The 24,661-nt window shown below is 64.4% G+C and carries 23 protein-coding genes; 11 read left to right on the forward strand and 12 right to left on the reverse strand.

Going from position 1 to position 24,661, the window contains the following annotated elements:
• The gene (locus V9L20_RS02910; RefSeq protein WP_337295424.1) at window positions 1-378 is read right to left on the reverse strand and encodes a nuclear transport factor 2 family protein; all 378 of its coding nucleotides are present in this window, start codon (window positions 376-378) and stop codon (window positions 1-3) included.
• On the opposite strand from V9L20_RS02910, the gene V9L20_RS02915 reads away from it, so the two are divergent.
• The 7 genes from V9L20_RS02915 (at window position 377) to V9L20_RS02945 (ending at window position 7,992) form a co-directional block, all read left to right on the forward strand.
• Complete coding sequence (locus V9L20_RS02915; protein WP_337295425.1) at window positions 377-556, forward strand: hypothetical protein; 180 nt, start codon at window positions 377-379, stop codon at window positions 554-556. The genes V9L20_RS02910 and V9L20_RS02915 overlap by 2 nt on opposite strands.
• A 148-nt stretch (window positions 557-704) precedes the next feature.
• Window positions 705-5,342, forward strand: coding sequence for an RHS repeat-associated core domain-containing protein (locus tag V9L20_RS02920; RefSeq protein ID WP_337295426.1), 4,638 nt, complete (start codon window positions 705-707; stop codon window positions 5,340-5,342).
• 89 nt (window positions 5,343-5,431) lie between these two features.
• On the forward strand, window positions 5,432-5,815 hold the full coding sequence (locus V9L20_RS02925; RefSeq protein ID WP_337295427.1) for a hypothetical protein: 384 nt from the start codon (window positions 5,432-5,434) through the stop codon (window positions 5,813-5,815).
• Window positions 5,816-6,020: 205 nt separating this feature from the next.
• Window positions 6,021-6,740, forward strand: a complete 720-nt coding sequence (locus V9L20_RS02930; RefSeq protein ID WP_337295428.1) for an RHS repeat-associated core domain-containing protein — start codon at window positions 6,021-6,023, stop codon at window positions 6,738-6,740.
• Complete coding sequence (locus tag V9L20_RS02935) at window positions 6,737-7,186, forward strand: hypothetical protein (protein WP_337295429.1); 450 nt, start codon at window positions 6,737-6,739, stop codon at window positions 7,184-7,186. Before V9L20_RS02930 ends, V9L20_RS02935 begins: the two co-directional genes overlap by 4 nt.
• A complete protein-coding gene (locus V9L20_RS02940; protein WP_337295430.1) occupies window positions 7,183-7,593 on the forward strand; it encodes a hypothetical protein in 411 nt (136 codons plus the stop codon). The genes V9L20_RS02935 and V9L20_RS02940 overlap by 4 nt, the downstream gene beginning before the upstream one ends.
• Window positions 7,594-7,647: 54 nt before the next feature.
• Window positions 7,648-7,992, forward strand: coding sequence for a hypothetical protein (locus V9L20_RS02945; RefSeq protein ID WP_337295431.1), 345 nt, complete (start codon window positions 7,648-7,650; stop codon window positions 7,990-7,992).
• 499 nt (window positions 7,993-8,491) lie between these two features.
• On the opposite strand, the gene V9L20_RS02950 is transcribed toward V9L20_RS02945, so the two are convergent.
• The 10 genes from V9L20_RS02950 to V9L20_RS02995 form a co-directional block, all read right to left on the reverse strand.
• Entirely contained in the window at window positions 8,492-9,349 is an 858-nt protein-coding gene (locus V9L20_RS02950) for a substrate-binding domain-containing protein (RefSeq protein WP_443098532.1), read from the reverse strand.
• On the reverse strand, window positions 9,346-10,047 hold the full coding sequence (locus tag V9L20_RS02955; RefSeq protein ID WP_337295673.1) for an ABC transporter ATP-binding protein: 702 nt from the start codon (window positions 10,045-10,047) through the stop codon (window positions 9,346-9,348). Before V9L20_RS02955 ends, V9L20_RS02950 begins: the two co-directional genes overlap by 4 nt.
• A 14-nt stretch (window positions 10,048-10,061) precedes the next feature.
• On the reverse strand, window positions 10,062-10,820 hold the full coding sequence (locus V9L20_RS02960) for an ABC transporter permease (RefSeq protein WP_157612973.1): 759 nt from the start codon (window positions 10,818-10,820) through the stop codon (window positions 10,062-10,064).
• Window positions 10,821-10,916: 96 nt separating this feature from the next.
• Window positions 10,917-12,389, reverse strand: coding sequence for a M81 family metallopeptidase (locus tag V9L20_RS02965; protein WP_337295432.1), 1,473 nt, complete (start codon window positions 12,387-12,389; stop codon window positions 10,917-10,919).
• Window positions 12,386-13,642, reverse strand: coding sequence for a Zn-dependent hydrolase (locus V9L20_RS02970; RefSeq protein ID WP_337295433.1), 1,257 nt, complete (start codon window positions 13,640-13,642; stop codon window positions 12,386-12,388). The genes V9L20_RS02965 and V9L20_RS02970 overlap by 4 nt, the downstream gene beginning before the upstream one ends.
• 34 nt (window positions 13,643-13,676) lie before the next feature.
• Window positions 13,677-14,390 carry an ABC transporter ATP-binding protein gene (locus V9L20_RS02975; protein WP_337295434.1) on the reverse strand — a complete coding sequence of 238 codons (714 nt, stop codon included), beginning with the start codon at window positions 14,388-14,390 and terminating at the stop codon, window positions 13,677-13,679.
• Window positions 14,387-15,160: an ABC transporter ATP-binding protein gene (locus tag V9L20_RS02980; RefSeq protein ID WP_337295435.1), complete on the reverse strand. Its 774-nt coding sequence runs from the start codon at window positions 15,158-15,160 to the stop codon at window positions 14,387-14,389. The genes V9L20_RS02975 and V9L20_RS02980 overlap by 4 nt, the downstream gene beginning before the upstream one ends.
• Window positions 15,157-16,125, reverse strand: a complete 969-nt coding sequence (locus tag V9L20_RS02985) for a branched-chain amino acid ABC transporter permease (RefSeq protein ID WP_337295436.1) — start codon at window positions 16,123-16,125, stop codon at window positions 15,157-15,159. The genes V9L20_RS02980 and V9L20_RS02985 overlap by 4 nt, the downstream gene beginning before the upstream one ends.
• Before the next feature lie 8 nt (window positions 16,126-16,133).
• Window positions 16,134-16,994, reverse strand: a complete 861-nt coding sequence (locus V9L20_RS02990; protein WP_062362478.1) for a branched-chain amino acid ABC transporter permease — start codon at window positions 16,992-16,994, stop codon at window positions 16,134-16,136.
• A gap of 26 nt (window positions 16,995-17,020) precedes the next feature.
• On the reverse strand, window positions 17,021-18,226 hold the full coding sequence (locus V9L20_RS02995) for an ABC transporter substrate-binding protein (protein ID WP_337295437.1): 1,206 nt from the start codon (window positions 18,224-18,226) through the stop codon (window positions 17,021-17,023).
• A 188-nt stretch (window positions 18,227-18,414) separates the two neighbouring features.
• Between V9L20_RS02995 and V9L20_RS03000 the strand changes: the two genes are divergently transcribed.
• On the forward strand, window positions 18,415-19,200 hold the full coding sequence (locus tag V9L20_RS03000) for a FadR/GntR family transcriptional regulator (protein WP_337295438.1): 786 nt from the start codon (window positions 18,415-18,417) through the stop codon (window positions 19,198-19,200).
• A 351-nt stretch (window positions 19,201-19,551) separates the two neighbouring features.
• Here V9L20_RS03000 and V9L20_RS03005 read toward each other — a convergent pair whose 3' ends face one another.
• The gene (locus V9L20_RS03005; protein ID WP_337295439.1) at window positions 19,552-20,508 is read right to left on the reverse strand and encodes a LysR family transcriptional regulator; all 957 of its coding nucleotides are present in this window, start codon (window positions 20,506-20,508) and stop codon (window positions 19,552-19,554) included.
• Window positions 20,509-20,615: 107 nt separating this feature from the next.
• Between V9L20_RS03005 and V9L20_RS03010 the strand changes: the two genes are divergently transcribed.
• The 3 genes from V9L20_RS03010 (at window position 20,616) to V9L20_RS03020 (ending at window position 24,636) form a co-directional block, all read left to right on the forward strand.
• The gene (locus V9L20_RS03010) at window positions 20,616-21,971 is read left to right on the forward strand and encodes an aspartate aminotransferase family protein (RefSeq protein WP_337295440.1); all 1,356 of its coding nucleotides are present in this window, start codon (window positions 20,616-20,618) and stop codon (window positions 21,969-21,971) included.
• A gap of 71 nt (window positions 21,972-22,042) precedes the next feature.
• Complete coding sequence (locus V9L20_RS03015) at window positions 22,043-23,149, forward strand: substrate-binding domain-containing protein (RefSeq protein WP_337295441.1); 1,107 nt, start codon at window positions 22,043-22,045, stop codon at window positions 23,147-23,149.
• 50 nt (window positions 23,150-23,199) lie between these two features.
• Complete coding sequence (locus tag V9L20_RS03020) at window positions 23,200-24,636, forward strand: MFS transporter (protein WP_337295442.1); 1,437 nt, start codon at window positions 23,200-23,202, stop codon at window positions 24,634-24,636.
• Window positions 24,637-24,661 lie beyond the last annotated feature (25 nt).

Below are 24,661 nucleotides of genomic sequence, written 5' to 3' on the forward strand. Positions count from 1 at the left end.
TCAGGCGCCGACCGGCACCTTGTCGAGAAAGCCGGTCACCGAGCGCAGCTTGCCAGAGTCGAGCTGGGCGAAGTCGGTGCCCTGGATCAGGTCTTCGGCACCGCTTGGCCCCAGGGTCCACGAAAAGCGCAGGTTGTCGCCATGCGCCTCGGCCTTGCCGAACAGGTTGAAACGAAAGCCCGGATAGCGCTGGTGCACCGCGCCGACCAGCGCGCTGATCTGCTCGCGGCCGCTGGCCTGCGCCATCGGGTCGACATAGCGCGCGTCGGCGGCCCAATGGGCTTCGATCAGCTCGGCCCGGCGTGCGGCATCGGTCTCGTTCCAGACGGCGATGTAGCGTTGGGCGATGGCAGTGGCGTCGTGTGCGGCGGTGTTCATGATGACGATTCCTTTCGAAGTTCTCGACCCGCAACATCGCGGGGTGAAGGAATGGTCGCGCCGGGCGATTCAGGCGTCGATGACCTGGGAGGTCATGGCGCGCTCGGATAACAGAGTAGCCGGCACTCCGCTCGAAAAGCGACGAGCGGCGATCAATGTCAACTGCCAGGAAACCTAATTTGAGCTGCCGCCATTAACTGGCTAGGCTCCGACGTCAAAGCTTGCGCTTGCAGCCCGGGTGAACGGACCTGAGGCCTGCTTGAAGCGATGAGAAGAAGCCGCGCGCCAAGCGACCGGCGACAAGAAATTTCAGGGGGAATAAAACCATGACAACAGAGATTGTTGGCGCCACCGTGCGTCGTGACTTGGGTATCGGCGATTGCCGCAGAAGAGTGACCTGCTGGTTAGGCCAAGTGCTGGCCACTTTGGCTCTCCTGATCTTTTGCCTCTCGGCTGCGCGTGCGGACATGCCGGGACAAGTGATCTATTCCCTGGATGTCCCCGGAGGAGGCGTCGTACAAAGCACGAACCTCGCCACGGTTTGCAGTGATTGGGCGGCTGCAATGACCAATTACTACAGTTCAATCGGAACAGCCCTCCGCGTAAGGTCGGACGGCGTACAAAGCAACCCACCAGCGTGTGTTTTCAGCTACGTCAACTCAACCACTGGTGCTACGTTACTCACCGTTACCGGTGGAGTTAAAACAACAACCCAGTGTCCGCCCAACACCACCGAAACCTCGCCCGGCCAATGCGGTGGCCCTGGCACCGATCCCGCAACCGCGGAACCGGCTGGCGATGCTAATTCAGGTGGTTTTCCGGTCGCAGGCCAATGCACGCGCAACCCCATCATTCCCGCCAGCGGCATCAAAACCCGCGACGAAATCGACTGGAGCGACAGCGGCCCCGCCGCGCTGAGCTTTGCGCGCATCTACCGCAGCATCTGGGCGGCCGGCACCGAGCCCGGCGCTGCACTGGGCACCCATTGGACCCACATCCACGCCCTGCGGCTGGCCCTCATCGCCAAAACCACAACGACCCCAGCTACGGCCAGCATCGTGAGCCCCGACGGCAGCCTTCGTCGCTTCACCCAAGCCGAGGTCGCGGGACCCTGGACACCCGATACCGGCGGTACAGATACCTTCAATCCCAACGGTGCCAACTGGACCTACAAGCGTGCCGACGACAACAGCAGCTTCGCCTTCGATGCCGCCGGCAAACTGCTGTCGCGCACCGAACGCAATGGTTGGGTCAGCAGCTATACCTATAACGGCGCGGGCCAGCTGACCACCGTCACCAATCCCTTCGGCCGCACGCTGACCCTGGCCTACAACAGCGCCGGCCAGCTCACCAGCGTCAGCGCCCCGGGCGGCAAAGTCTTAGGCTACAGCTACGACGCGGCAGGCCGTCTGTCCACAGTCACCTACCCCGACAGCAAGACCCGCAGCTTCTTCTACGAAAACGCTGCCTTCCCCAAGGCCCTCACCGGCATCACCGACGAAAACGGTGCGCGCTGGGGTAGCTTCGGCTACGACAGCCAAGGCCGGGCCACCATGAGTGAACTCGCCGGCGGCGCCGATCGCGTCAATGTCGGCTATCCGGCGGCAAACACATCGACCCTGACCGACGCACTGGGCACCAGCCGCACCTACAGCTATGCCACCACCGCCGGCAAGCTCGCAGTGACATCCGGCTCCTTGCCCTCGGGCGAAGGCGAAGCCGACGCCGCCAGCCGCGTGCAGGATGCGAACGGCCTCATCACCAGTGAGACCGATTTCAAGGGCGTTCAAACCACCACCACCTGGGACACCGCACGCCGCCTGCCGCTCACCGTGGTGCGCGCAGCCGGCACCCCCGAAGCCCAGACCACCACCACGCAATGGCACCCCACCTTCGCCTTGCCCGTGCTCATCACCGAAGCCGGCCGAAGCACCGCCTTCACCTACGACGCCCAGGGCAACAAGCTCAGCGAAGCCGTCACCGACACCCTGGTCAGCCCCAGCACCACCAAGACCCGAAGTTGGACCTACAACCCGCAAGGCCTCTTGGCGACGGAGACCGCCCCCAACGGCGGCGTCACCAGCTACACCTATGACACGTCAGGCAACGTGCTCACCGTTGTGCGCCCGCTGAGCCACGTCACCTCCTACACCTACGACAGCGCGAACCGCGTGCTCAGCCAGACCGCGCCCAACGGCTTGGTCACCACCTACGCATGGGACGCCCGCGACCGCCTGTTGACCCAGACCGTCGGCGGGCAACTGACCACCCAGCTCACTTACAACCCCACCGGCACCCTCGCCACATTGACGCTGCCCACCGGCCAGGCGTTCAGCTACACCTACGACGCCGCCCATCGCCTGACGGGCTGGCGCAACAAGCAAGGCGAATCCGGTACCTTCACCCTGGATGCCATGGGCAACCGGACGGTCGAACAGATTAAGACCAGCGGCGGCAACATCGCCTGGACCACGGTGAAAAGCGTCAACGCCATCAACCGCGTCAGCACCGCCACGGAGGGCGTGAATCAGAGCGTGAGCTTCGCTTATGACGCCAATGGCGAACGCATCACGACTGCCAATGGCCTGAACCAGAGCACCCAGCTCGGCCTGGATGGCCTGCGCCGCGTCACCACCATCACCGACCCGGCCAATGCCAGCGCCACCCTGGCCTACAACGCGCTGGACGACGTCACCGCAGCAAGAGATTTCAAGGGCGTTACCACCCACTACGGCCGCGATGCCCAGGGCAACGCCACGGTCGAGAACAGCGCCGACACAGGCCAGCGCGTAGTCGCCTACGACGCCCTGGGCCTGCCCAAGACCATCGTCGATGCGCTCGGCCAGTCCACCACCGTGACGCGCGACCTGCTGGGACGCCCGACCGTGATCACTTTCGCGGACGGCAAATCCACCACACTCACCTATGGCACCACTGGCGTGAACAAAGGCTACCTCGCCAGCATCGCCGACCGCAGCGCCACCACGCTCTACACCCGGGACGCCTTCGGGCGCGTCACCCTCAAGAAGCAGACCCTGGCCAACGGCGCGGTGCAGCAGGTCAGCTACAGCTACCTGGCCAACGGGCTGCCCGGCAGCGTCACTTATCCGGGTGGCGCCGTGCTCACGTATGCGTACGACGCGGTCGGGCGCATCATCCAGATGAACTGGGGGGGTCAACCCCTGGTCACCAACATCTTCTGGAACCCGCTGGGTCAGCCGTTCAAGTGGGGGTGGGCTTTTGCCGACAGCGATGCCGCCACGACCTTGTACGCCCTGCGCGCCTACGACACGGCAGGGCGCATGACCGCCACCGAGTTCAGCAGCTATGCCTACGACGCCGCCGGGCGGATCACGAGTCTTACGCAGAATCTTTTCGGGCCTGCGGACACGGTCGCCACCAACAGCACGGTGACCAATGCCAACATCAGTTGGAGCGTGACCAATGACCCCACGGGACGCGTGACTGGCTTCAACGTCATTACCCCGGCCACTGCGACGAATCCAGCGAACACGGCCGGCTTCACTTACGACGCCAATGGCAACCGCAAGACCAGCACGAGAGGGATTGGAACGCAAAGCACGAACAGAAGCTACGCGCTGTCGTCGTCTGACTCCAACCAGGCCATGGGCTTCAGTCAAACGGTAGGAAGCACGACCACCAGCGTCAACTATGCCTTCAACGCGAACCGCGACCTGACAAGCGACGGACTCAACGGCTTCAGCTACGACGCCGAGGGGCGCTTCTCCAACGCCACCGTGGGCCGCACCGACAGCAGCCCGACCACGCGGTATGCGCACAACGCGCTGGGTCAGCGAGTCTTCAAGACCGAGCCGGTGTATCCGGCGCAGGGCACGACGGGCAGCGCGCTGGAGGCGTTCTTCGCCAAGGGCTGGACGCCATCAACGGTGGATGCGGAGAAGCTGGGCTACGCCTTCGTCTACGACGAGGACGGCACGCTTCTGGCCGAGACGGGCATGGGCGGGGCCAGCAGCGGGGGCAACACGCAGTACGTGTACCTGCCTACGGCCAGCGGACCGATGCCGGTGGCGGCGGTGATCAACGGTGTGATGTATGCGGTGCACAGCGACCACCTGAATACGCCGCGGCGTATCACCAGCGGCAGCGGGCAAGTGATGTGGCAGTGGGCTTACTCGGCGTTTGGGGAGACCGCACCCACAACTGCGGCAAAGAGGTTCGCGGGGCCGGAGACCGTGCCGACGACCGGAACGACCACCGCAACGCCGGTGACCTTCAACCTGCGGTATCCGGGGCAGTATGCCGATGCGGAGAGCGGGCTGAGCTACAACTACTTCCGCTCTTACTCACCGACCACCGGGCGCTACATGCAGAGTGATCCCATCGGGCTGGAGGGCGGGTGGAACCGGTTTGGGTATGTGGGGGGGAATCCGCTGAGTTTTGTTGATCCTGAGGGGCTGCAAGTGCGGCAGGCACCGCCGCCATCCGTCACCTATTCGGGTGGTCTCGCGGCTTCACGCGTGCAAACTTTGTTGAGCCAAATTAGGCAATACAACCCCAGCTACTCGTACCCAACGGTTCAGCCAAGTACGGGGCGTGGCAGTGCATACAACAATGGAGATGTTGCTTCATTGATAGGGATACTTCGTGGCTACCAGAACGCACAGGCGTGTACAAGGGCCGGCGTCCCCATAGGTAGGTTCATCACGGATTCAAACGGCAATGTGATGCTAGAGCCTGTTGGGGGAAGTACTGGGCCATATCCACCGCATCGGCTCAATAGTCCTGACACGCATACCTATTATCCCAATGGGTCGAATTACATGCGTAATAATCCGCAGGGTCATGGGCCAAATACGACTCCCCATGGTCATGGCCATCTGCCCGGGACTGGAACGGGGCGCAGTGGCCAAGGTAGTTCGACAGATATTTTTGGTAACCCAGTCCCTTCTAATTCGAGTGCCGCCCACTGGCCCACCTACTAAATCGTTTCATAAAACCAATGTGAGGAACTGTGAAAATATTTATAGATGAAATTGATCCGCTCGACCTTAAGCCACTCGGATGTACGAACATGATTGGTTATCCGGCGCATTTTAGATGCACCATGTTTCATGGGTGGGCGAGATTTGTTCCTGCCGATGAAAATGTTCAAGCCTATCTTGACAATGAGATCGACGTTGAAATTGCCCACGAGAGCATAAGCTGCCTGCGCACTGGGGCAGATCGACAGCATCAGATAGTGCCGCTTGCTGAAGCGTTTAGTTATCACGTGCGTGGCGAGGTAAAAATGATTTCCCATCACTCTGAGCCGATGGGGAATCGAACTACCTATGTTGTTGCTGGTGATGCCGCATTTACGCTGTCTCTAGCTGATCTCGGTAATTTAAGGCCGAGCGAAGGTGATGCGGTGGAGTTTGACGTTCACGGTCTCTCGCTTTGGGATGAGTCGATTTAGGAATGGCGATAGTGACAGCAGGCGGAACGGAAAAAGGGGCTCGTGATTAAAGGCTCAAATTAATTCGAGGCTGCCATCCACACTACCGGCCGCTGGGGTCAAGTCTTGTCTTCTGCCTGTTGGGGTGGTCTCAACTCGAAAGTGCAATACCGCTCTCATTCAGACCACCTAAAATCTCTGACGCATGCACTCTCGCAGTTTCACTATGAAATCAACAGCTGCTTGCGCCCGCAGAACAAGTGCAAGAGCCCAATTTCGTCTTAAAAACTGCGCACCCAACGCCAGCCGCGGCTTCCTGAGCGAGATCCAGGACCTCGGCACCGGCGTGGGCTTCACCACCAGCGACCAGCACAACCTGCTGGGCCAGCGCGTGCGTAAACTCGATGCCAGTCAGAACACCATCACCCTGTACAGCGAGGCAGAGCAAGGCATGGAAAGTATGGCCCTGGGCCTGTACAACAGCCAAGCTGCCACCGGGGCGACGGAGATCATCTACCTGCCTACGGCCAGCGGGCCGATGCCACTGGCCGCACTGGTGAAAGGAACCCAATACGCCATCCACAGCGACCACCTGAACACGCCCAGAAGGCTGACGCAGACGGATGGCAAGGTGGCGTGGCAGTGGGTGACGGGTGCGTTTGGAGAGGTGGCGTCCACGACAGGAAAAACACGATTCGTGAGCCCGAAGGTGAACCCGGCCATAACAGGCACTACGACGCTGGCGAACTTCGACCTGCGGTATCCGGGGCAAGTAGAGGATCAAGAGTCAGGGCTGCTCTACAACCACAACAGGTTCTACGATCCGGTCACCGGGCGGTATATGCAGTCCGATCCCATTGGGCTCGCGGGTGGCTCAGAGGCATCTATGTGGGTGCCAATCCACTCAACTTCACGGATCCCAAAGGACTGGACACAGCCGTCATGATCGGCGGCCCAACATCGGGCAATCCGGCAGGTCACGTTGCCATCGGCTTCACGGGACAAGGGGTCTATAGCTATGGCACGGGAACGTCGCGAGAGTCCAGTTTGACCGACTATCTCGGCAAGCAAGCGGGCTACCGCGATACCACTGTGATCATCATTCCCACGACGCCTGAGCAGGAAGCCAAGATGATCGAGTCGCTCAAATCATGGGAAGGTGTTCCGCTGCCTGATCCGCTCAGGTCCCCCGGGCAAGCAGCCAATGACACCTGCGCCACTCGGACAAATCAAGCGCTGAACGCGGGAGGTATACGCAGCTGCATCCAGCCGCCGGGCAATCCGTTCCCATACAGCACCTGCGTCATCGCTGGCCCCTACGGCAAGAGCGAACTGTCTATTAAAAAAAGCAATCCTGTTCCGGCCGCCCTGAAGGCGTTTGACCGCAAATGAAAAAACTGGTGCATGTTCTGCTGTCGGTGGCGGCGATGGTAGTCGGGTGTTCGGATCGTCAGGGCGATCAACCGCATCCCACGCGGTCGGGCGAGATGGCGACCAAGCGCGAATACTCCGTGCTCGAAGGAGTTGAATCGCAAGAAAGAAGCCGGGTGCATGCCGGCGCGCCCTTGGTTCGCAAACATGCGCTGGGTTCGGAGTACGACGCGGTTGGACTGCCCTCGAAGGGGAGCGATCACGGTTACGTGTGGATCATTGCCAACAGCGACACACTGCCAGATGTCAAGGTGCTGCCCGAGGATGCACTGTTTACTGTCACTCCAAGTCAAGTAGCCGACGTTGCCAAACAGGTCGTCTTGAGCCAAGAGGTTCAGGACTATTTAAATGCTCATGCGACGAAATGATGCGATGAGGCCTGTAGGCTTACTCTGTTTGCCGAGCTTCAATGGAGGCTCGCCATGACCGCCCGTGGACTGCTGGGGCGACTGGCTTTGGTGAGCTGTGCGGTCGCTGTTCTGTATCTCGGTGGTTGCGCCTTCAATCACTCTCGCATAGAAGCTGCCTTCGCAAAAGTCTCTCCAAGCATGACTGAACGTGAACTCGTCGTACTGATGGGCACACCCCATGAGTTTGATTACGGTCAAAAGGTCAACTCGCTTTATGCGAGCAGCCCGTGCAAATCGCCGTGCGTGCGCAGGGCGTGGTACTACAACCGCCTGCAGCCAAGGGGGTTCGAAGCTTGGTCATTCGAGCTTGCGGATGATGGGCATGTGCTTGCCACGTCGCACTGGCTGTCGCCGTGAGGCCGAGAATCACCCACGAATTGGATGGCGCTTACAGCTATCGGAACCCGTTGAGCTACACGGATTCGATGAGACTTGACCCTTGGAGGCGTGAGCTATGACTACTTCAAAGGCAGGCAATGAAGGACTTACGGCGTTTTTAGTGATATGGGCGCCTTTCATCGCTGCCTCTATAACCACAATCGTGGCTTCTCACACGCTGTGGGCAACAGAGTGGTACCGAGGGTATCTCGCGGCACTCGGAGTTCTGTGTTGTCTTCTCGGGGCGCGCGTCCTCGCAAAAACGGGCGTAAGGCGTGGGCCACTAGCTGGTGTCAGCTTCGGCCTTCTTGTTGGTCAATGGTGGCTGGTACAAGCGCTCATCTTGGCTTTCTTCTGGCATAGCAACGGGTTTGCTCCATAGCGGGGTGAACTGCAAGACAGTACCCGAGACTCTCACACAGCGGAAGGGTGAGTACTCAATGGAATCTAGCGTCAGAGCTCGACGGAACCCAATGAACTAGTTCGCCAGCGCGTTCGGAAAGAACAGCTGCTCGCCGCCGATCTTGTAGGCCGCAATGCTCTGCTGCCCCGCGGGCGAGATCACCCAATCGACGAACTTCTGCGCGCCCTTGCTGTTGAGCGAGGGGAATTTGGCCCGGCTCACGACCATCACGCCGTACTGGTTGAAGAGCCGCTTGTCGCCCTCGACCAGCACCGCAAGATCGGCGCGGTTCTTGAAGCTGAGCCAGGTGCCGCGGTCGGCCAGCACGTAACCGCCCGACGACGCCGCGATGTTGAGCGCCGGCCCCATGCCGCAGCCGCATTCCTTGTAGCCCGAGCCCTTGCGGTCGTTGGGCACGGGCTGGCCCGCTTCGGCCACGCCGGCCTGCGTCCAGAGGCGGCGCTCGGCGGCGTCGGTGCCGCTCTTGTCGCCGCGCGAAACAAAAGGTGCGTTGGCCGCGGCAATCTTCTTCAGCGCGGCGGCAATGTCCTTGCCGCTCGCGCCGGCCGGGTCGGCCTTCGGGCCCACGAGCACGAAGTCGTTGTACATCACCGGATAACGCTTGGCGCTGAAGCCCTCTGCCACGAACTTCTCCTCGGCCGCGGTGTCGTGCACGAACAGCACGTCGGCATCGCCGCGCTTGGCCATGTCGATGGCCTGGCCGGTACCCACCGCCACCACCTTGACGTCGATGTCGCTGGCCTTCTTGAAGGCCGGCAGCAGATGGGCGAACAGGCCCGACTGCTCGGTGGACGTGGTCGAGGCCATGGTGATGGCCTCGGCCTGCACGGCCCCCGCGGCCATGAAGAAAACAGCCATCGCCAGCGAGGCCCGGATGCCCGCATTGCCGCGGCGCTTGAAGAACGGATTCATGCCAACTCTCCTTTGACGAACAGGCGGGCCTCTTCAGGCAGGGGCCCATGGAAAAAATCATGCACAGGCAAATCGGCCAGCACGCGGCCGTGCTCCAGATAGACCACGCGGCTCGCCAGCCGCTTCACCTGGCCGAGGTTGTGGCTTGCAAACACCAGCGTGCGGCCGACCGCGGCCTCGGCAATGAGCGTTTCGACCTCGCGCTTGGCGGTGGGGTCGAGGCTGGCGGTGGGCTCGTCGAGCAGCAGCACCGCCGGATGCAGCGCCCAGGCACGTGCCAGCGCCACCCGCTGCTGCTGGCCGCCCGACAAGGCGCGGGCATTCCGGTCAGCCAGGTCTTCGAGCCCCACGCGCGCCAGCGCCGGAATGGCGGCGCGGCGCGCATCGCGCCAGCGCGTGCCCCGCAGCCACAGCGCCATCGCCACGTTGACGACCACCGAGGCGCGCAGCATGTGCGGGCGCTGGAACAACATGGCCTGATGGCGCCGCGGCGCCGCGCTGGTGAAGCTCCCGGCCGCATGCGGCACCAGGCCGTGCAGCAGCCGCAGCAGCGTGGTCTTGCCGCTGCCGTTGGCGCCGATGAGCGCCACGCGCTCGCCGGCTGCAATGGTGAGCGTGGCGCCCTGCAGCGCCGCCACGCGCCCGAGGCGAACATCGACGCCGTACAGCGCGAACACGGTGTTGTCGGCGCTCGCCATCTGCACCTGTTCGTTCACGGCCGCACCTCCGGCCGGCGCCAGGCCGCAAGGCCGCTGCCTTCGCCCCCGCCGCCGTCGACGCGCTCGCGCCAGCCGCGAACGGCGGCAATGGCCAGGTTGAGCACCAGCACCACACCCAGCAGCACGATGCCCAGCGCCAGCGCCAGCGGCAGGTCGCCCTTGCTGGTTTCGAGCGCGATGGCGGTGGTCATCACGCGCGTGAAGCCGTCGATGTTGCCGCCCACCACCATCACCGCGCCCACTTCCGAGACGGCGCGACCGAAAGCCGCGATGAGCACGGTGAGCAACGCGTAGCGCTCGTCCCACACCAGCAGCAGCGCGCGCACCAGCGGCCCGGCGCCCAGCGAGCGCAGCTGCTCGCCGTGTGCGCGCTCGGCGTCTTCGATGGTCTGTCGCGTGAGCGCCGTAACCACCGGCAGCACCAGCACCGTCTGTGCGAGCACCATGGCCTTGAACGAGAAAAGCCAACCCAGGAACCCGAGCGGCCCGGAGCGCGACAGCAGCAGGTAGATGACCAGCCCGACCACCACCGAGGGCAGCGCCAGCAGCGTGTTCAGCACCGTGAGCAGCGCGGCGCGGCCGCGAAAGCGCGCCACGCCAAGCCATGCCCCCAGCAGCAGGCCCAGCCCGCAAGCCAGCGCGCACGCACTGGCACTGACCGCGAGCGACCGCCCGACGATCGCCAGCAGCACCGGATCGCCCGACACGAGCAGCTGCCAAGCGGCGACGGCGCTCTGTGCAAAAGTGTTCACGCGGTGGGCTTCATGGGTGGAAGCGCCGCAGTATCGGGGTGTACCTCCAATTACCTATGCAACTTTTTGCATAGGTAGTCGGGATACCTCATTCGCTCAGATCGCGTCGAGCGGAAACACCGGCCGGCGCACTTTGGAAAACGGGAACAGGCTGTAGTCCGAACTGGTCACGCCCGGGCTGTCGCACTCGACCAGGGCGGCCGAGATCGGCTCGAACACCGGCCGGCAGTACATGCGCGACTTGAGCAGCACGAACCGCTCTTTGCGCGGATCGAGCCCAGCGCATTCGAAAACGCCGATGTCCCAGGGCTCCTGCGTGCGCTCGGTCACCACGATGCGCGCCGCGCCGATGTCGAACAGCACGGTGCGGCCCATGTTGCTGCGCTGGCCGGTGTAGGTGGGGCCGGTAATCACGTACTCGCCGTTGCTGACGCTGCGCACCGTGCCGGTCAGCGTGACGGGCTTCTTCGACAGGCCGATGCCTTCCAGCGACACCTTGTTGCCGAGCGCGACCGTGAGCGTGGCGCCCTCGCCTGCCGCAATGAGTTCGGCCACAGCTTCCGGGTCGCACAGCGGGCCCACGCCGATGCCCTCGAGTCCCTGCGCCAGCGCTTCCTGCAGCACATCCATGGTGTCGCAGCTGCCGCCGGACATGCAGTTGTCGCCATGGTCGAGCAGCAGCACCGGGCGCGTCGCGCCCTCGGCGATTGCCTTCGCGCGGGCCACCGATTCAGTCAGAGGCTCGCTGCGGTAGATGAACGCCTCACGCTCTTCCCACATCCGCGCCGCGATGCGGTCGGCCGTGGCCTGCGCGCGCTCGGGAGATTGCGCATCGACCGCCACCACGCTCATACAGGGCGCCTCGATGTCCGACAACGAGAAGCCGGCAAAGATCGACACCGCGAGCGACTCCGACTTCTCGGCTTCGCGTGCCGCCTCGATGGCCCGCTGCATTGCGCCCGTGAACGACGCGCTGCGCAGCGTGTGCGCCATCAACGGCAGCGGGTGCCAGCGCATTGCGGGCTTGCTGCGTCCCGCGAGCAGGTCGAACAGCAGGCGGCCGGCATGCTCACCCGTCTCGTACATGTCGATGTGCGGATAGGTCTTGAAGCCGACGACCACATCGGCATTGCCGATCATCGCGGGCGTGACGTTGGCGTGCAGGTCGAGCGCCACGCCAATGGGCACGCCAGGTGCCGCGGCGCGCAGCCGCACCAGCAGGTCGCCCTCCCCATCGGCGCTGTTCTGCGCCACCATGGCGCCGTGCAGGTCGAGCAGGATCGCATCGCAGCCCGGCGCCCCATCGACGATGCATTGCGTGAGCGTGGTGTAGGCCTTCGCATCGACCGGCCCGCTGGGGTTGGCCGAGGCCGACACCGGCGTGACCAGCGTCGCTCCCGCCTGCTCGGCCAGGTCGATGAAGGCCGACATGGCGGTGCGCATGCCCTTGTTGTCCCTGTAGGCCTGCTCGCCGAACGTGGGGCCATCGGGCCCGAAGGCCGCGAGTGGCGTGGGCACCGGCGAGAAGGTATTGGTCTCGTGGTTGAGCCTTGCGATCAGCACCTTCATTGCGACGCCACTCCCGCGCTTTGCAGCATGGCCTGCAGCAGCACATTGCAGCCGGCCTCGAGGTGGTCGGGCTGCGCATCCTCGATCTCGTTGTGGCTGATGCCGTCGAGGCAAGGCACGAAGATCATTGCCGTGGGACACACGCGGGCCAGGTACACCGCGTCGTGCCCCGCGCCGCTGATCACGTTCATCCAGGTCATGCCCTGCGCCTGCGCCGCCTCTCGAATGGCCGACACCAGCGTGGGAGTGAAGGGCTGCGGCGGAAAGTAGACGACCTGCTCCACCGTGGCCTCGACCTTGCCCTTGGCGGCAATGCGCTGCACGGCCTCCTTCAGTTCGGCATCCATGGCCGAGAGCACCACGTCGTCCGCCGCGCGCAGATCGACGCTGAGCTTCACGCGCCCTGGAATCACGTTGCGCGAGTTCGGATAGTTGTCGATCCAACCCACCGTGCCGCGCGCGTGCGGCGCATGGGCCAGCGCGATGCGGTTGACTTCGATCACCAGCTCGGAGGCCGCGAGCAATGCGTCTTTGCGAAGTTCCATGGGCGTAGGGCCGGCGTGGGCTTCCATGCCCTGCACCACCACGTCGTACCAGCGTTGCCCCAGTGCGCCCTCGACCACGCCGATGACGCGTTCATTCGCCTCGAGCACCGGCCCCTGTTCGATGTGCGCCTCGAAATACGCACCCACCGGCGATGCCGCGGCCGAAGCCGGCGCGCTGCCTGAGTAGCCGATGGAAGCCAGCGCTTCGGCCACGCTGATGCCCTCGGTGTCGCGCTGCGCCAGCGCGTGCTCGAGCGCAAAGGCATCCACGAACACGCCCGAGCCCATCATCACGGGCACGAAGCGCGAGCCTTCCTCGTTGGTCCACACCGCAATTTCCAGCGGGGCCTCGGTCACGATCTTGGCATCGTTCAGGCTGCGGATCACCTCCAGCCCCGCCAGCACGCCATAGTTGCCGTCGAACTTGCCGCCCGTGGGCTGGGTGTCGATATGGCTGCCCGTAACCACCGGCGGGAGCGTGTTGTCGCGGCCCGCGCGGCGCGCGAAGATGTTGCCGATCTGGTCGACACGCACTTCGCAGCCGGCTTCACGCGCCCAGCGGGTAAAGAGGTCTCGGCCCTGCCGATCGAGGTCGGTCAGTGCAATGCGGCAGACGCCGCCCTTCTCGGTCGCGCCGAGCTTCGCCAGGTCCATCAGCGAGTTCCAGAGGCGGTCGCCGTTGATGCGGAGTTGGGTGGGTGAGTTCATGGCTTTGCAAAAAAGATGAAGGGGTTCGAAGGCCTCAAGCAAGGCCCACGCCCAAGTAGCGGTCTTTCACATCGTGGTCGGCCATGAAGGCGGCATTGCCGGCCTCGTGCACCACCACGCCCTGCTCCAGGATGTAGTGCCGGTCGGCCAGTTGCACGCAGACTTCCAGGTTCTGCTCCACCAGCAGGATGGCCACGCCGGCCGCCTTGATGAGCTTGAGCTGCGCGACGATTTCTTCCACGATGACCGGTGCAAGGCCTTCCACGGGCTCGTCGAGAATCAGCAGGCGCGGGTGGTTCATCAGCGCGCGGCCAATGGCCAGCATCTGCTGCTCGCCGCCCGAAAGCTGGCCACCGCCATTGCGGCGTCGCTCCTTCAGGCGCGGAAAGATGCGGTAGATGTCGTCGAGCTGCCAGGGCGAGTCGCGCCGCTGTCCGAGCAGCAGGTTTTCTTCCACCGTCAGCAGCTTGAAGACGCCGCGATGCTCGGGCACCAGGCACACGCCGCGCGTGGCAATGCGGTGCGGCGGCATGCCCGCGATGTCCGCCCCTTGAAAGCGCACGCGGCCGCTGGTTGGCGTGACCGCACCGGCAATGCTCTTGAGCGTGGTCGACTTGCCCGCGCCGTTGCGGCCGAGCAGCGTGACCAGTTCAGCCTCGCCCACCGTCATCGACACGCCCTGCAGTACATGGCTCTTGCCGTAGTGCGCGTGCAGCGCCTCGACTTCGAGGATGTTCTTCCCGCTCATGCCTTGCCTCCGGTGATCATGTTGCCCAGGTAGGCCGTACGCACGCGCGCATCGGCCCGGATGTCGCCGGGCAAGCCTTCGGCCAGCACGCGGCCCAGTTGCATCACCGTCACGGTGTCGGAAATGTCCATCACGATGTTCATGTTGTGCTCGATGAGCACCACGGTGTGCGCGTCGCGCAGCCCGCGGATCAGTCGCTTCATGTCGTCCAGATCGTCGATGCCCATGCCCGAGGTCGGCTCGTCCAGGAAGATGGCCTTGGGCTTCGCGGCCAGCGCCATGCCCACCTCGAGGCGGCGCTGCTGCCCGTGCGAAAGCTCGCTGGCGGGCACGTCGGCCAGCCGCGTGAGGCCCACGCGTTCCAGCACCTCGGCCACCGTCTCGGCGCAGGCGCGTTCGCCCACCGGCGCGCGCCAGCAGTTCATGGCCTGCCGCGGCGCGATGCCCTGTGCCGCGACGCGCAGGTTCTCGCGCACCGGCAAGCTCGCGAACAGGCTGGTCACCTGGAACGAGCGCGCCATGCCGCGCTGCACGCGCTTGTGGTCGGGCTCGCGGGTCACATCGTGGCCATCGAACAGGATGCGGCCATCGGTCGTGCTGCCGGTGCCTGTGAGCATGTGGAACAGCGTGGTCTTGCCGGCGCCGTTCGGGCCGATGACCGAGTGCACCGTGTTTCGCCTGATCTTCAGGTCGACCCCGCCGAGCGCGGCGAACTTGCCGTAGTGCTTGGTGACGCCGATGGCTTCGATGAGTACCGGTTCTTCGCTCATGCCTTTTCCCCTTGCGCCGGAGTTGTTTGCAATGCGCTCTTGGCGGCCCGCTCCTTGCGGAAGACGCGGCGCCACACGCTTTCACCCAGGCCCCAAAGGCCGCGTTGCATGCCGATGCTCACGCCGATCAGCAGGAGGCCCAGCAAGAGCAACCATCGCGGCCACAGCGTGGAGAGCCAGTCGGCCAGCAGCACGTAGAAGGCAGATCCCAGCACCGAGGCGAACAGGTTGCCGGTGCCCCCGATCACGGTAATGACCAGGATCATTTCGCTGGTGTGGTACTCGGCATTCGAGAGCGGCGCAATGCCGGTCATCATCGCGTGCAGCCCACCCGCAAGGCCCGTGACGGCGCCCGAGATCACGAAGGCCAGCAGCTTGAAGCGCTTGAGGTCGTAGCCCACCGCGGCGGCGCGGTCCTCGTTGTCGCGAATGGCAAGCAGCGTGCGGCCGAACACCGAATCGGTCACGCGCAGCAGCAGGCCGAAGGCGATGAGGAACACCACCGCCACGAAGGCGTAGTACTTCCAGGGCGTGTCCATGAAGGCCGGGCGCGGCACGTCGAGCAGGCCGTTGTCGCCACCCGTGAGGCCGGAAGCGGTGTACGCCACAAAGTAGAACATCTGCGCGAAGGCCAGCGTGAGCATCACGAAGTAGGTGCCGCGCTGGCGAATGGCCACCCAGCCGACCACCGCCGCACCGAGGGCGCCCATGGCAATGGCGGCCAGCAGCGCGAGCGGCATCGGCAGCTGCAGCCGCGTGAGAAGAATTGCGATGGTGTAGCTGCCCAGCCCAAAGAAGATGCCCTGGCCGAACGACAGCAGGCCCGTGTAGCCCAGCAGCAGGTTGCAGCCCAGCGCGGCAAGCGCATAAATGAGCACCTCGCTCGCGAGCGAGCCCGAGCGCAGCACCAGCGGAAGGCCCAGCGCAACGACGAGCGCCAGGAGGAAAGTTACTTTTCTTGGCATGGCGATGTTCATCCTCTGCGGCCGAGCAAGCCATGCGGGCGCAGCAGCAGCACCGCACCCATTGCAACGTAGATCATCAGGCTCGCCCCCGGCGGCCAGATGGTGCTCATGAGGCTTTGCACGATGCCGATCAGCAGGCCGCCGACCAGCGCCCCGCCAAAGCTGCCGAGCCCGCCGATCACCACCACCACGAAAGCGACGCTGAGCGCCTCCACACCCATGAAAGGCTCCGCACCGCGGATCGGCGCGGCCAGCACACCCGCCAGCGCCGCGGTGGCTGCGCCCAGCGCAAACACCAGGCTGAACACGCGGAATACGTTGATGCCAAGCAGCGACACCATCTCGGTCGATTCGCTCCCCGCGCGCACCGCGCTACCGAGGCGCGTGCCTTCGAGCACCCACCACAGCAGCACCGCGAGCACGGCGGTGAAACCGATCACGAACAACCGGTACTTGGGATAGATGAAGCTGCCCCACATCACCACGCCCTGCAGCAGGTCGGGCGTCGGCACGCTGTTGCCGAGCGGTCCCCAGAACACGATGACTATTTCCTGTACCGCCAGCGCAAGGCCCACGGTCACGAGGATGTGGAACTCGTGTGCCTTGGCATAGACGCGGCGCAGCAGCAGCTTTTCGGCCAGCCAGCCGAGCGCGCCCACGAACAAGGGCACCAGCACCAGCGCAGCCCAGAAGTCGAGCCCCCACTGCATGGCCTGGAAGCACAGGTACGCGCCCAGCAGATAGAAAGCCCCGTGCGCAAAATTCACGAAGCGCAGCAGGCCGAACACGATGGACAAGCCAACGGCCAGCAGGAAATACAGCATGCCAATGCCGATTCCGTTGATGGTCTGGAGCAGGTAGACGGTCATGGGCGCGTCGGTGTCCTTTTGCGGCCTCAGGCCAGCTTGCAGCCGGTCTTGTCGACGGGCAGGAAAGACTTGCCCGAACTCACCACGTCCACATAGTCGGCCGCGTTCTTCATCTTCGACTTGGCCTTGCCCTTGAGCAGGTAGTAGTCCTTGACGACCTGGTGGTCGGCCTTGCGGATTTCTTCAGTGCCGGTGAGCCCCTCGTACTTCATGCCTTCAAGCGCGGCGATCACTGCCTTCTGATCCACGGTGCCGGCCTTCACGATCCCGTCGATGAGGATCTTGGTGCAGATGTATGAACCCGCGAGGCTGTAGTTGGGCACGATCTTCAGCTTGTCGGCCGTGAGCTTCACCAGGTCCTTGTTGAGCGTTGTGTCTGCGGTGTGCCAGTACTGCGCGCCAAAGTACACGCCGTCGCACAGGTCGGCGCCGAGTTCGTCGAACTGCTCCAGGCCCGAGGCCCAAGCCATGAGGATGGTCATGTTCTTGTGCATGCCGAAGCTCACCGCCTGGCGCAGCGCGGCCGACGATTGCGCGCCGAAGTTCAAGAGCAGCAGCACGTCGGGCTTCGCGGCCATCGCATTGGTGAGGTAGCCGCTGAACTCTTTCTCGTTGAGCGAGTGGTAGCTGTTGCCCACGTGCTCGATGCCCTTCTCCTGGAAGATGTTCTTGGCCGCGCCCAGGAGGCCTTCGCCGAACACGTACTGCGGCGTGATGGTGTACCAGCGCTTGGCCTTGGGCATGGAAGCGATCAGCGGGCGCACTGTCTGCTCGATGGCGCCGAAGGTGGGCACCGACCAGCGGAACGTGGCGGGGTTGCAGTCCTTGCCCGTGATTTCGTCGGCGCCCGCGGTGGTGATGAACACGCCGCCGGCCTTTTCGGCCTCCTTGCCCATGGCCAGTGCTTCAGACGACAGGATGCCGCCCGCGAAGAACTTGGCGCCTTGCTGCTGCGAGGCTTCCTGCACCTTGCGAACGGCGGTGGCCGGCTTGCCTTCGGTGTCGAGCACCGTGTAGGCCAGCGGGCGCTTGAGCACGCTGCCGTATTGCTCGATGGCCAGCTTCATGCCGAGGTCCGCGAACTTGCCGTTGGCCGCGAAGGCGCCCGACATGGGCACCGGGCAGCCGAAGCGAATGGCCTCGGCCGATTGGGCAAAGGCGGCGCGGCCGGCCAGGAGCGAGGCGGGAGCGGCCGACAGGGCGGCAAGCTGAAGAAGGTGTCTGCGTTGCATGGAATTCTCCGGACGTGGTTGGGAGGAAAGAGAAAGGTGCGGCTCAGGTCGGCTGCGAATTTAAGCGGATAAATATGATTAATATGCTGGTAAAAACCCGCTAGCAATGCCCGTGCCAAAATCCGGGCAAGGCCGGGCGCGATACCTGCTCCAGATGCCCCATCACTCCCAGAAATGACTCGCCACGCATGAAATCGACGCAGGACGCCATGGCCTTTGGGCAGAACCGCCCCAAGCGGCAAAAGCTCTCGGACGTCATCGTCGAGGACGTCAAGCGCTGGATCGTTGCCGAGCGCAAGCAGCCGGGCGACCGGCTGCCGAATGAGAAGGAGCTGATCGAGCTTTTCGGCTATTCGAAGAGCACGGTGCGCGAAGCGTTGAAGGCGCTGGAAGTGCGCGGGCTGATTTCCATCCGCACGGGGCCGGGCGGCGGGGCGTATCTGCAGCAGGTGTCGGTCGACCACGCGTCGGAGCCGCTACGCAACTTTCTGCACTTTCATCACTTGGACGGCCACCACATCTACCAGCTGCGCAAGGTGCTGGAGCCCGAGTTGGCGGTGAGCGTGATCGGCAAGCTGACGCCCGAACATTTCGAACGGCTGGAAGCGAATGTGCGCCTTTGCACGCTGGAGCCCACGAACGAAGATGAACTGCGCACGCAGCGTGAGGCCGAGCTCGCGTTTCACACGATGCTGGCGGAGGCCTGCCCCAATCCGGTGCTCTCATTCATGTGCCGCTTCTTGAATGACTTGCTGCGCGACCTGGTGGTCTACAAGAAGGCGCTGGACCATCACCACTTTGGCGAGGCCAATGTCGACTACCACACGCAGTTGCTGTTGGCCTACCGGCGGGAAGATGCGGATGAGGTGCGCCGGCTGATGGCCGAGCACATGGTCGATGCCGAGGCGCACATGCATGAGATGGAGGCGCATATCGGGGCCAAGCATTTGTTGTTGCCTAGCGGGCAGCGGTGATTCTTCAGCGCTGCTGATTCGGGGCGCTGTTTTTCTGGTTGTTGTTCAGGGCGCTGCTGTTCAGGGCGTGTGCAAAGGCCACCGGGTACTCCCCTCCGCGAATGTCCCCCGGGCTTCGCCCTCCTCCTTTATTTCGCTGCGGGGAGCACCCGATGCCCTGTGCACACCGGGCGCCGCGCTTGTTCCGTGCGATCAACCACCGCCCTGAACAACGATCACGTCGATGGGGTGCCTTGCGCAGCGAAATAAAGGAGGAGGCCGCAGGCCGGGGGACATTCGCGGAGCAAGGTACCCCGTCGGCGGGAGCGCCGCCCTGAATCACACCGACGCCAAACCAACCAGAGCGGCAATTCAGGCGTGCGCCTTCTCCAAGCAGTCTTGAAACGCCAGCACAGCCCGCGAAGGCTTGGGCGACCGCCGCAGCAAGCTCACGAACCGGCACGCGTAGTTGAACCGAGCCGGCAGCACAGGCTTCATGAGCCCGCGCTCCTCGAACACCTGCGCATAGTGGTCGGGCAAGAAGCCGAGAAATCGCCCCGAAAGAATCAGCGTCGCAATCGCCTCCTGGTCGAAGCCCGTCGCCTTGCGCGACAGCTTGGCCCGATGACTCAGTTCCATGTTCGGCGAGTGATAGCCTAGTCCCGCGAAGTGATGCTCCCGCAACTTGGCCCATGTGAGCTTTGCGTTGTTGCTCTCGAAGAGCGGATGTCCCTTGCCGCAATAAAGCAGCATCGTCTCGTCGAACAGGTCGGCGTACACCAGGCTCTTCGACGCGCGATGCGCCGGAATGATGCCGATCTGGAAATTGCCCTCCAGCACGCCCTGCTCTATGGCGTTGATCGAGCCTACGTGCACCGCCAGGTTCACCTCTGGCGCGAGTTCCGTGAAGCGGGCAATGGCTTCGCCGATGCGCGCCTTCGGGTTGGTGGCCGTCTTGTCGAACAGCGCCACCTCCAGCTGCCCGCCCATGCGGTTGTGGATGTCGTCGATGCTGCCGCGAAAGGCGTCGACCGAGGCCAGCAGCCGCAGCGTCTCGTCGTATACCCGCTGGCCTTCGGCCGTGAGCGCAAAGCCCGCTCGCCCACGCCGGCACAACACCAGCCCGAGCCGCGTTTCCAGGTCTTTCACGTGCCGGCTCACGGTGGAGGTGCCGATGTTCAGCTCCAGCTCCGCCGCCGCCATGCCGCCGCAGTCCACCACGCTCTTGAACACCTTGAGCAGCCGCAGGTCCATGTCGCTGAGTTGCCCCAGAACGGCGCGGTTGCGCGTGCCCTGGGCACTGTTTTGGGCTTTGGCTTTTACTTGCATGAAACGTCAAGTGAACATTGATATTGCGCCATTCTCCACACTGAATGCCGTGCCAACAATCTGCACACCTCATTACCTTTTGGAGCCCGCCCTGCGCGGGAAGCGCCATGACCCTTGCAACGCCCGCCATCGAACCGACGCCCGCCCTGCGCACCGACGCCGCCTGGCTCGACGCGCACTGGATGCCCTACACCGGCAACCGCAACTTCAAGGCCGATCCGCGCATGATCGTGGAGGCCAAGGGCGCCTACTTCACCGACGGCGACGGCCGCAAGATCTTCGACGGCCTCTCGGGCTTGTGGTGCTCGGGCCTTGGCCATGGCCGCCCCGAAATCACCGAGGCGGTCAGCCGGCAGATCGCCAAGCTCGACTACTCGCCCGCGTTCCAGTTCGGCCATCCGCTCTCTTTCGAGCTGGCCAACAAGATCAAGGAACTGACGCCAGCGGGCCTGGACTACGTGTTCTTCACCGGCTCGGGCTCCGAAGCCGCCGACACTTCGCTGAAGATGGCGCGCGCCTACTGGCGCACCAAGGGCCTCGCCAGCAAGACGCGCCTGATCGGGCGCGAAAAGGGCTACCACGGCGTCAACTTCGGTGGCATTTCGGTGGGCGGCATTGCGGCCAACCGCAAGCTCTTCGGCCAAGGGGTCGAAGCGGACCACCTGCCGCACACGCAGATTGCGGCCAACGTTTTCACGCGCGGTATGGCCGAAAACGGCGCCGAGCTGGCCGACCGCCTGCTCGACCTGATTGCGCTGCACGACGCATCGAACATTGCGGCCGTGATCGTGGAGCCCTTCGCGGGTTCGGCCGGCGTGGTGATTCCGCCCAAGGGCTACCTGAAGCGCCTGCGCGACATCTGCACGGCGAACAACATCCTGCTGATCTTCGATGAAGTGATCACCGGTTTCGGCCGCTGCGGCGCGCTCACGGGCGCCGAGGCTTTCGGCGTGACGCCCGACATCATGAACATTGCCAAGCAGGTGACCAACGGCGCGCAGCCGATGGGCGCGGTGGTTGCCAACAAGGACATCTACGACACCTTCATGGCAGCCGGCGGGCCCGACTACATGCTCGAGTTCCCGCACGGCTACACCTATGGCGCGCATCCGGTGGCCTGCGCCGCCGGCCTTGCGGCGCTCGACGTGCTGCAGAAGGAAGACATGATCGGCCGCGTGAAAACGCTTGCACCGCATTTCGAGAATGCGGTGCACAGCCTCAAGGGCAGCAAGCACGTCACCGACATCCGCAACTACGGCCTGGCTGCGGGCATCACCATCGCTGCCCTGGCGGGCGAGGCGGCGCGCCGGCCGTATGAGATTGCGATGAACTGCTGGAAGAAGGGCTTCTACGTGCGCTATGGCGGCGACACGATCCAGCTTGCGCCGCCCTTCATTGCCGAAAAAGCTGAGATCGACCGCCTCGTCAACGCACTGGCCGACGCACTGGCCGAAACGAACTAGCGCACGGCGGCGGTTGGCGATGGGCGGCTCTGCATAATGAGCCGGCCTTCATTTCCCTCCCGCCAGCCTCCGTGCAACAGATTGACCTTTCCTACGCGATCCGTCCCCGCCGCAGCGGTTCGCGGCAGATTCGCAATCCGCTGATGCAACTGCTGCAGGCGGTGCGCGAGCACGGCTCCATCTCGGCCGCGGCGCGCGCGCTCGGCCTCTCCTACCGCCACGTGTGGGGTGAGCTCAAGCACTGGGAACAGACGCTCGGCCATGCACTGGTGCAGAGCGAGCAGGGCCAGCGGGCGCAGCTTTCCGAATTCGGCGACAAGCTGCTGTGGGCCGAGCGCCAGGCGCAGGCGCGACTGGCACCGCAGATCGAAGCAATGCATGCCGAACTCGAGCGTGCCTTCGCGCTCGCCTTCGATGACCGCACCCATGTGCTGAGCCTGCAGGCAAGCCACGACGATGCTCTGGCGCTGCTGCGCACGCATGCGGCGGGCACGGCGCAGTTGCACCTGGACATTCATTTCACGGGCAGCGTCGACGCGATACGCGCGCTGAACCAGGGCCGCTGCGTGATGGCGGGCTTTCACACGCTGGAGCATCCGCCGCAGGGTTCGCTGGCACAGCGCACCTACCAGCCGCTGCTCAAGCCCGGGCAGCACAAGCTCATCGGCTTTGCGCGGCGCACGCAGGGCCTGCTCGTGGCGCCCGGCAATCCGCTGCGACTGCGCTCGCTGGCGGACGTGGCGCGGCTGCGCGCACGCTATGTCAACCGCACGATCGGCACTGGCACGCGCGTGCTGCTCGATGAACTGCTGTCGCAGGCGGGCCTCGATGCCGCTGCGCTCATGGGCTATGAACGCTGCGAAACCTCGCATGCCGCCGTGGCGCACGCGGTGGCGTCGGGCCAGGCCGATGCCGGACTCGGGGTTGAATCGGCCGCCCACGCCGAAGGCCTCGGATTCGTGCCGCTGGTGCATGAGCGCTATCACCTGGCCTGTCTGAAGTCGGCACTCGATCAGCCCGCTACGCGGGCGCTGGTGGCGGTGCTGCAGAGTGCAAGCTGGCAGCACCTGCTCGGCACCCTGCTCGGCTACCAAGCCGCGGGCAGCGGCGAAGTGCAGTCGCTGCGCGAGTTGCTCCCGTGGTGGACCTTCCAGCGCGAGAAGGCGCACAAGCACTGAAATTGCCGGCAAAGGCAACGCCGGTTGGCCAATAAGTTAAGGTTGTGCCCATGACGGATGCTGTGCACAGCGACATTCCGGCCCGGCTCGACCGCCTCCCCTGGTCTCGCTGGCACTGGCGCGTGGTGATCGCGCTCGGCGTGGCCTGGGTGCTCGACGGCCTCGAAGTGACCCTGGTCGGCTCCATAGGCGCCGTGCTCGAGAGGCCCGACACACTGGGCCTCAGCGCCGCCCAGATCGGCTGGTCGGGTTCGATCTACATTGCCGGCGCGGTCATCGGCGCCCTGCTTTTCGGCCGGCTTACCGACCGGCTCGGGCGCAAGAAACTCTTTCTCGTCACGCTGGTGGTCTACACGCTGGGCACGCTGGCCACAGCGTTCTCGTCGGATTTCGCCTTCTTCGTGCTCTGCCGCTTCATCACGGGCCTGGGCATCGGCGGCGAATACGCGGCCATCAACTCGGCCATCGACGAACTCATTCCCGCCCGCGTGCGCGGCCGCGTGAACCTTGCCATCAACGGCAGCTTCTGGATTGGCGCAGGGCTGGGGGCCGCGCTCAGCCTAGTGCTGCTCGATGCGCGCGTGATCGGGCCGGTATGGGGCTGGCGCGCGGGCTTTGCGCTGGGTGCGGTCCTGGCAGTGGCCATCTTGCTGGTACGGCGCAACGTGCCCGAAAGCCCGCGCTGGCTGATGGCGCACGGCCGCGCCGACGAGGCGCTGCGCATCGTCGAGGCCATCGAGGCCGAAGTGCAGGCGCAGCATGGGCCGCTGCCTGAAGCGCAGGGCCGCGTCGCCTACGTTGGCAATCGCCGGAGCCCGACAATGCGCGAAGTGGCGCACGTGCTGCTGCGCCGCTACCGCGAACGCAGCGTGGTCGCTGTGGCGCTCATGGTGTCGCAGGCCTTCTTCTACAACGCGATCTTCTTCACCTATGCGCTGGTGCTCACGCGCTTCTACGGCGTGGCCGATGACAACGTGGCGCTGTATATCTTTCCGTTTGCGCTCGGCAACGTGCTGGGGCCGCTGCTCCTGGGCCCGCTGTTCGACAGCGTGGGCCGGCGCAAGATGATTGCGTTGACCTATGTGCTGGCCGGCGTCGGGCTCGCGCTGACCGGTTGGGCCTTCATGATGGGCTGGCTCGACGCGCGCAGCCAGGCGCTGTGCTGGTCGGCGGTGTTCTTCCTGGCCTCGGCGGCGGCGAGCTCGGCCTATCTCACGGTCAGCGAAGTGTTCCCGCTCGAGATGCGCGCGATGGCCATCGCCATCTTCTACGCCATCGGCATGGGCGCGGGCGGCTTCGTGGCGCCGGTGCTGTTCGGCGCGCTCATCGAAACCAGCAGCCGGGGCGCCGTGATGGTGGGCTATCTCATCGGCGCCGCGCTGGTCATCGTGGCGGGCCTGCTGGCGCTGCGCTATGCGGCCGATGCGGAGCGCAAGCCGCTGGAGGAAGTGGCGCCGCCGCTGTCGTCAGGTGACGGCGGCCATTGAAGCGGCGCAGATGCGCGAGGGCTCG

The sequence above is a fragment of the Variovorax sp. CCNWLW225 genome (assembly GCF_037204045.1).
Classification (GTDB): domain Bacteria; phylum Pseudomonadota; class Gammaproteobacteria; order Burkholderiales; family Burkholderiaceae_C; genus Variovorax.

Bases quoted from the DNA above. Each gene is read 5' to 3' on its own strand.
- V9L20_RS03005 (WP_337295439.1), bottom strand. From the start codon at position 20,508: ATGCAAGTAAAAGCCAAAGCCCAAAACAGTGCCCAGGGCACGCGCAAC.
- V9L20_RS02965 (WP_337295432.1), bottom strand. From the start codon at position 12,389: ATGAAGGTGCTGATCGCAAGGCTCAACCACGAGACCAATACCTTCTCG.
- V9L20_RS02980 (WP_337295435.1), bottom strand. From the start codon at position 15,160: ATGAGCGAAGAACCGGTACTCATCGAAGCCATCGGCGTCACCAAGCAC.
- V9L20_RS02955 (WP_337295673.1), bottom strand. From the start codon at position 10,047: ATGGCGAGCGCCGACAACACCGTGTTCGCGCTGTACGGCGTCGATGTT.
- V9L20_RS02990 (WP_062362478.1), bottom strand. From the start codon at position 16,994: ATGACCGTCTACCTGCTCCAGACCATCAACGGAATCGGCATTGGCATG.
- V9L20_RS03000 (WP_337295438.1), top strand. From the start codon at position 18,415: ATGAAATCGACGCAGGACGCCATGGCCTTTGGGCAGAACCGCCCCAAG.
- V9L20_RS02930 (WP_337295428.1), top strand. From the start codon at position 6,021: ATGAAATCAACAGCTGCTTGCGCCCGCAGAACAAGTGCAAGAGCCCAA.
- V9L20_RS02950 (WP_443098532.1), bottom strand. From the start codon at position 9,349: ATGAATCCGTTCTTCAAGCGCCGCGGCAATGCGGGCATCCGGGCCTCG.
- V9L20_RS02935 (WP_337295429.1), top strand. From the start codon at position 6,737: ATGATCGGCGGCCCAACATCGGGCAATCCGGCAGGTCACGTTGCCATC.
- V9L20_RS02910 (WP_337295424.1), bottom strand. From the start codon at position 378: ATGAACACCGCCGCACACGACGCCACTGCCATCGCCCAACGCTACATC.
- V9L20_RS02945 (WP_337295431.1), top strand. From the start codon at position 7,648: ATGACCGCCCGTGGACTGCTGGGGCGACTGGCTTTGGTGAGCTGTGCG.
- V9L20_RS02915 (WP_337295425.1), top strand. From the start codon at position 377: ATGATGACGATTCCTTTCGAAGTTCTCGACCCGCAACATCGCGGGGTG.
- V9L20_RS02925 (WP_337295427.1), top strand. From the start codon at position 5,432: ATGATTGGTTATCCGGCGCATTTTAGATGCACCATGTTTCATGGGTGG.
- V9L20_RS03010 (WP_337295440.1), top strand. From the start codon at position 20,616: ATGACCCTTGCAACGCCCGCCATCGAACCGACGCCCGCCCTGCGCACC.
- V9L20_RS02975 (WP_337295434.1), bottom strand. From the start codon at position 14,390: ATGAGCGGGAAGAACATCCTCGAAGTCGAGGCGCTGCACGCGCACTAC.
- V9L20_RS02940 (WP_337295430.1), top strand. From the start codon at position 7,183: ATGAAAAAACTGGTGCATGTTCTGCTGTCGGTGGCGGCGATGGTAGTC.
- V9L20_RS02970 (WP_337295433.1), bottom strand. From the start codon at position 13,642: ATGAACTCACCCACCCAACTCCGCATCAACGGCGACCGCCTCTGGAAC.
- V9L20_RS03020 (WP_337295442.1), top strand. From the start codon at position 23,200: ATGACGGATGCTGTGCACAGCGACATTCCGGCCCGGCTCGACCGCCTC.
- V9L20_RS02985 (WP_337295436.1), bottom strand. From the start codon at position 16,125: ATGCCAAGAAAAGTAACTTTCCTCCTGGCGCTCGTCGTTGCGCTGGGC.
- V9L20_RS02920 (WP_337295426.1), top strand. From the start codon at position 705: ATGACAACAGAGATTGTTGGCGCCACCGTGCGTCGTGACTTGGGTATC.
- V9L20_RS02995 (WP_337295437.1), bottom strand. From the start codon at position 18,226: ATGCAACGCAGACACCTTCTTCAGCTTGCCGCCCTGTCGGCCGCTCCC.